The organism is Neisseria sp. HMSC070F02 (assembly GCF_001814225.1).
Classification (GTDB): domain Bacteria; phylum Pseudomonadota; class Gammaproteobacteria; order Burkholderiales; family Neisseriaceae; genus Neisseria; species Neisseria meningitidis.
Genome location: NZ_KV815451.1, coordinates 770 through 6,464, shown reverse-complemented (window position 1 = coordinate 6,464; position 5,695 = coordinate 770). Strand labels below are relative to the sequence as shown.

Here is a 5,695-nt window from a genome sequence, read left to right as displayed (position 1 = left end):
CTGTACTGGTTTAAATTTAATCCACTATATTATCCCGTATGCGGATTGGTTTTAAGATTTGTAAATTTGATTTGCATCAAAAAATCGCCGATAGATGATTCATATAATATCAATATTAAAGAGTATCGGTATATCGGGGATAGTCATGTCCTGTTTTTCAATCAAACGTATGTCCGCGTTTCGGGCGCGGATAACGGCGTTTTTTGCCGCCTTTGTCTTTTTGACGGCGGCACTGCCCGCTTATGCGGAGCGTCTGCCTGATTTTCTGGCGAAAATACAGCCTTCGGAAATTTTTCCGGGTGCGGACCGTTACAGCAAGCCGGAAGGTAAGCCTATGGTTGCCCGCGTTTACAAAGGCGATGAGCAGTTGGGCTTGGTCTATATCACGACCGATGCGGTCAATACGCGCGGTTATTCGAGCAAACCGATCGATACGCTGATGGCTTTGGCAAATGACGGCACGATAGCCGGAGCGAAACTGGTCGATCATCACGAACCGATTATGCTGATCGGTATCCCGCATTTGCCCGCGCCCGGGCGGGCGATACGCTCAAACTGGCTTCCGGCGTATATCAAACCAAACTTTATATCGACAAACCGATTACGATTGAAGGGCCTGCCGACCGTTCCGCAACCATCGAAGGAGACAGGAGCGGGCGTACCATAGCCGTACACGCGCCGGACGTAACGCTCCGCAACCTGACCGTTACCCGTTCCGGTATGAGCCTGCCTGCAATGGATGCCGGTATTTATCTCGAAGAAACCGCCCCGCGCGCCCTGATCGAACACAACAATATTTTGGATAATTCGGTCGGCGTATATCTGCATGGTTCTGCCGATGCGATGGTGCGGGAGAATAAAATCGTCGGCGACGCGACTTTGCGCGTGAACGAGCGCGGCAATGGCGTTACCGTTTGGAACGCGCCCGGCGCGCAGGTCGTCGGCAACGATATTTCCAAAGGGCGGGACGGCATTTTTTCCAATACCAGCACGCACAACACCTATAAAAACAACCGCTTCAGCGATTTGCGTTTCGCCGTCCACTATATGTACACCAACGACAGCGAAATCAGCGGCAATATTTCCGTGGGCAACAATATGGGCTATGTGCTGATGTTTTCCGAGCGGCTCAAAGTGTTTGACAATATCGCCGTCGGCAGCCGCGACCAAGGCATCATGCTCAACTATGTCAACTATTCCGATATTCACGACAACATTATCAACAAAGCGGGCAAGTGCGTTTTTGCCTACAATGCCAACTACGATAAACTGTCCGCCAATCATTTTGAAAACTGCCAAATCGGCATACACTTTACCGCCGCCATCGAAGGCACGTCACTGCACGACAATTCCTTTATCAACAACGAAAGCCAGGTCAAATACGTCAGCACGCGCTTTCTCGACTGGAGCGAGGGCGGACACGGCAACTATTGGAGCGACAACAGCGCGTTCGATTTGAACGGCGACGGCTTCGGCGACAGCGCGTACCGGCCCAACGGCATCATCGACCAAATCATCTGGCGCGCGCCCGTATCGCGTCTCTTGATGAACAGTCCCGCAATCAGCATCGTCAAATGGGCGCAGGCGCAGTTTCCCGCCGTTCTGCCTGGCGGCGTGGTGGACAGCAAACCGCTGATGAAGCCTTATGCCCCCAAAATTCAAACCCGTTATCAGGCGATGAAGGACGAGCTACTCAAAGAAGTCGAAACGCGGCAGTCGGAATGGGGCAGGGCGGAAAACGGTTCTTTGAACTAGTCTGCTTCAGACGGCATCCGGATTCAAATGCCGTCTGAAAACACAAAAGGAACAACCATGACCACACATCATGTCGAATTGAGGAAGGTAACCAAACGGTTCGGGGCGCAAAAAGCCGTCAACCAAGTCGATTTGGTTTTGAAGGCAGGAGAAAGCGTCGGGCTTGCCGGACACAACGGCGCGGGCAAGTCCACCATTATGAAGCTGATACTCGGGCTGATTACCCCGACCGAAGGCGAAGTGATGCTTTTGGGCGAACGTACCGGTAGCAAAGCGGGGGCGCGGCTTCGCAGCCAAATCGGCTACCTGCCCGAAACCGTTGCGCTGCACCCTTCGCTGATCGGCATCGAAACGCTGGATTTTTATGCCAAACTTAAAAAACAGCCGCTCACGCAGAACCGGGGGCTGCTTGAGCGCGTCGGCATTTCACAGGCGGCACACCGCCGCGTCGGCACTTATTCTAAAGGGATGCGCCAACGCCTTGCCTTGGCACAAGCCCTGCTGGGCGAGCCCAAAGTCCTGCTGTTTGACGAACCGACAACCGGCCTCGACCCTGCATAACGACAAATGTTTTACGAAGTCGTGCGCGAACTCAACGGGCGCGGCGCGACCGTATTGCTCAGCACCCACGCCCTTGCCGAGTTGGACGGGCACGCCGACCGCATTATCGTGGATTAAATTTAATCCACTATATGCGGGTATGGCGGGTTTGAGCGGACAAATCAGCCTGACCGTCCCCGTTTTGCTGACCGCGCAGGTTTTATGGGTTATCATTCCGCTTGTTTTGGCAGCCGGAATTTTTAGAAAGCGACAAATATGAAGAAAACCCTGTTGGCAATTATTGCCGTTTTCGCCTTAAGTGCCTGCCGGCAGGCGGAAGAGGGGCCGCCGCCTTTACCCCAGCAGATTAGCGACCGTTCGGTCGGACACTATTGCAGTATGAACCTGACCGAACACAACGGCCCCAAAGCCCAGATTTTCTTGAACGGCAAACCCGATCAGCCCGTTTGGTTCTCCACCATCAAGCAGATGTTCGGCTATACCAAGCTGCCCGAAGAGCCTAAAGGCATCCGCGTGATTTACGTTACCGATATGGGCAATGTTACCGATTGGACGAATCCCAATGCCGACACGGAGTGGATGGATGCGAAAAAAGCCTTTTACGTCATCGACAGCGGCTTTATCGGCGGTATGGGTGCGGAAGACGCGCTACCGTTCGGCAACAAGGAGCAGGCTGAAAAATTTGCAAAGGATAAAGGCGGTAAGGTTGTCAGTTTCGACGATATGCCTGATACCTATATTTTCAAATAAATCCAAACAAAAATACCGTCTGAACGTTGAAGCCAAGGTTCAGACGGCATTTTTTATAGTGGATTAAATTTAAACCAGTACAGCGTTGCCTCGCCTTGCCGTACTATCTGTACTGTCTGCGGCTTCGTCGCCTTGTCCTGATTTAAGTTTAATCCACTATATTATGGGTTCAAACGGGGCAGGTTTGAACAACTGCCCCATTCCTTATTCCTGACCGGGCGTAACGGCGGAATAAGGTTTACATCCCGCCGTAATTCGGCCCGCTCGCGCCTTCGGGGCAAATCCAAGTGATGTTTTGCGTCGGGTCTTTGATGTCGCAGGTTTTGCAGTGCACGCAGTTTGCCGCGTTGATTTGCAGGCGCGGATTGCCGTTTTCTTCAATAATTTCGTACACACCCGCCGGACAATAGCGCGTTTCGGGCGAGGCGTATTCTTTGTAGTTCACGTTTATCATCGTTTGCGGATTGTTCAGCACCAAATGGTCGGGCTGGTTTTCTTCGTGCGCGAGATTGGCAAGGAAGACGCTGCTCAAGCGGTCGAAGGTCAACACGCCATCGGGTTTCGGATAAGCAATCGGCTTGCACGCGGCGGCTTTTTTGAGCTGCTCGTTGTCTTTACCGTGATGTTTCAAGGTCCACGGGGCTTTGCCTCTGAAAATCATCTGGTCGATGCCGGTATAAAGCGAGCCGAGGTAAACGCCCCATTTGAATGACGGACGGACGTTGCGCGCGGCGTAAAGCTCTTGATACAGCCAGCTTTGTTCAAAACGTTGCTGATAATCCGCCGCCTCTTTGCCGCTGTCGAAACCCTCCACTTCTTCAAGGTTTTCCAACAAGGGGAACACGGCTTCGGCGGCGAGCATGGCGGATTTCATCGCGGTATGAATGCCTTTGATGCGCGGCATATTGAGGAAACCCGCCGCATCGCCGACCAAAATGCCCCCTTTGAACGAGAGTTTCGGCAGGCTTTGCAAACCGCCTTCAATCAGCGAACGCGCGCCGTAAGCAATGCGGCGGCCGCCTTCAAAGGTTTTGCGGATTTCGGGATGGGTTTTGAAACGTTGGAACTCTTCAAACGGCGACAGATAAGGATTTTGATAGTCCAAACCGACCACGAAGCCGACGGCGACTTTGTTGTCATCGAAATGGTAAACAAACGCGCCGCCGTAGGTTTTGCTGTCCAGCGGCCAGCCTGCGCTGTGCACCACCAAACCGGGCTGATGCTGTTCGGACGGCACTTCCCAAACTTCTTTAATGCCCAAGCCGTAAGTTTGCGGCTGGCTGTTTTGGTCGAGTTTGAAGCGTTCGATGATTTGTTTGGAAAGCGAACCGCGACAACCTTCGGCAAACAGGGTTTGCTGCGCCCAAAGCTCCATGCCGGGTTGGAATGAATCGGTCGGCTCGCCGTCTTTGCCAATGCCCATATTGCCGGTTGCAATGCCTTTGACCGAACCGTCTTCGTGATACAGCACTTCGGCGGCGGCAAAGCCCGGATAGATTTCCACGCCCATATTTTCCGCCTGCTCCGCCAACCAGCGCACGACTTCGCCCAAGCTGACGATGTAGTTGCCGTGATTGTCGAAATTTGGGGTAATAGGCAGATTGAACGCTTTTTTCTCAGTCAGGAACAACACTTTGTCCTGCGTTACCGTACGCGTCAGCGGCGCGCCTTTTTCTTTCCAGTCGGGAATCAACTCATTCAGCGCAATCGGATCGATAACCGCGCCCGCCAGCGAATGTGCACCCGCCTCCGAACCTTTCTCCACCACGCAAACGCTGATTTCGCGCCCGTTCTGTTCGGCAAGCTGCTTGAGTTTGATGGCGGCGGACAAACCCGATGGGCCTGCGCCGACAATCACGACATCGTATTGCATACTGTCGCGGGTGATGGATTCTGTCATGGCGGTTCCTGTGTATTTATTATTGAATTGCAAATCCGTAATTATACAACGGGAACATATAGTTACCAAATACAACAAAGGTCGTCTGAAAACCATATTTTCGGTTTTCAGACGACCTTTGTCGAAATTTCAATAAGCACGCCACCATTTTACCTGTCCGACCGCAAACTCCGTCTGACGTTTCGGACTGCGTGTGAAAAACGCCTTATCCCCGCCGGCATCCCTCCCTTTCGGCACAACCGCCAAAATCTTACCTGCCAAATTTCCCTCACGGGTTTGCCAAGCATCCAAAAACTGCGCCCTGCTCATTGAAACATGACCCAGCGACGGGTCGGCAAGCAAAACCGTATTGCCGTCTATACCGCGCAATACCGAGAAATGATCATCCTTGCGGTATTTCAGATACACGATGACGGGGATTTGCAACTGTGCAAGCTGCTCGAAAGACAGGGCATAGCCTTTCGCTTCAAAACCCAAATCAGGCATAATGCGCCGCATATCCTCAAACGACGCGGGCATCTGCTCCTTATCCAGTTTTTTTAACACGTCCTCTTCCGTCAGCTTTTGCCCGTAAAAATTGTTCAAAAGCGTCGCCACCGAAGCCGCCCCGCAGGAAAAATCCAAATCCTGCTTTACAATATTGAAATCGCGCCTCTCTTTCCAACTCTGCACTTTGATTTTTCCATAAGCAACAGGATTATAGTGGATTAAATTTAAACCAGTACGGCG

5 protein-coding genes and 2 pseudogenes are annotated in these 5,695 nt (G+C 52.3%); 5 read left to right on the top strand and 2 right to left on the bottom strand.

All coding sequences use genetic code 11. The annotated features are described in order from the left end of the window. Nucleotides 1-145 precede the first annotated feature (145 nt). The 5 genes and pseudogenes from HMPREF2959_RS12625 to HMPREF2959_RS07150 all read left to right on the top strand — a co-directional run bounded on the left by HMPREF2959_RS12625 (nt 146) and on the right by HMPREF2959_RS07150 (nt 3,066). On the top strand, nt 146-667 hold the full coding sequence (locus tag HMPREF2959_RS12625) for a NosR (protein WP_238140332.1): 522 nt from the start codon (nt 146-148) through the stop codon (nt 665-667). Continuing rightward, on the top strand, nt 556-1,755 hold the full coding sequence (locus tag HMPREF2959_RS07160) for a nitrous oxide reductase family maturation protein NosD (RefSeq protein WP_079762438.1): 1,200 nt from the start codon (nt 556-558) through the stop codon (nt 1,753-1,755). Before HMPREF2959_RS12625 ends, HMPREF2959_RS07160 begins: the two co-directional genes overlap by 112 nt. Before the next feature lie 57 nt (nt 1,756-1,812). After that, nucleotides 1,813-2,427: pseudogene (locus HMPREF2959_RS07155) on the top strand (ABC transporter ATP-binding protein); the annotation flags it as partial. A 16-nt stretch (nt 2,428-2,443) separates the two neighbouring features. Then, nucleotides 2,444-2,575: pseudogene (locus HMPREF2959_RS12945) on the top strand (ABC transporter permease); the annotation flags it as partial. Further along, nucleotides 2,572-3,066: a nitrous oxide reductase accessory protein NosL gene (locus HMPREF2959_RS07150; RefSeq protein ID WP_002226605.1), complete on the top strand. Its 495-nt coding sequence runs from the start codon at nt 2,572-2,574 to the stop codon at nt 3,064-3,066. The pseudogene HMPREF2959_RS12945 and the gene HMPREF2959_RS07150, both read left to right, overlap by 4 nt. Nucleotides 3,067-3,304: 238 nt before the next feature. Here HMPREF2959_RS07150 and HMPREF2959_RS07145 read toward each other — a convergent pair whose 3' ends face one another. Together HMPREF2959_RS07145 and HMPREF2959_RS07140 are read right to left on the bottom strand one after the other, a co-directional pair. Continuing rightward, on the bottom strand, nt 3,305-4,966 hold the full coding sequence (locus HMPREF2959_RS07145; protein WP_002239868.1) for an electron transfer flavoprotein-ubiquinone oxidoreductase: 1,662 nt from the start codon (nt 4,964-4,966) through the stop codon (nt 3,305-3,307). A gap of 129 nt (nt 4,967-5,095) precedes the next feature. Further along, nucleotides 5,096-5,674 (bottom strand): C39 family peptidase, encoded by a 579-nt coding sequence (locus HMPREF2959_RS07140; RefSeq protein WP_306171316.1) that lies wholly within the window; start codon nt 5,672-5,674, stop codon nt 5,096-5,098. Nucleotides 5,675-5,695 lie beyond the last annotated feature (21 nt).

Coding starts and splice junctions, on each gene's coding strand:
- HMPREF2959_RS12625 (WP_238140332.1), top strand. CDS start 146: ATGTCCTGTTTTTCAATCAAACGTATGTCCGCGTTTCGGGCGCGGATA.
- HMPREF2959_RS07150 (WP_002226605.1), top strand. CDS start 2,572: ATGAAGAAAACCCTGTTGGCAATTATTGCCGTTTTCGCCTTAAGTGCC.
- HMPREF2959_RS07145 (WP_002239868.1), bottom strand. CDS start 4,966: ATGACAGAATCCATCACCCGCGACAGTATGCAATACGATGTCGTGATT.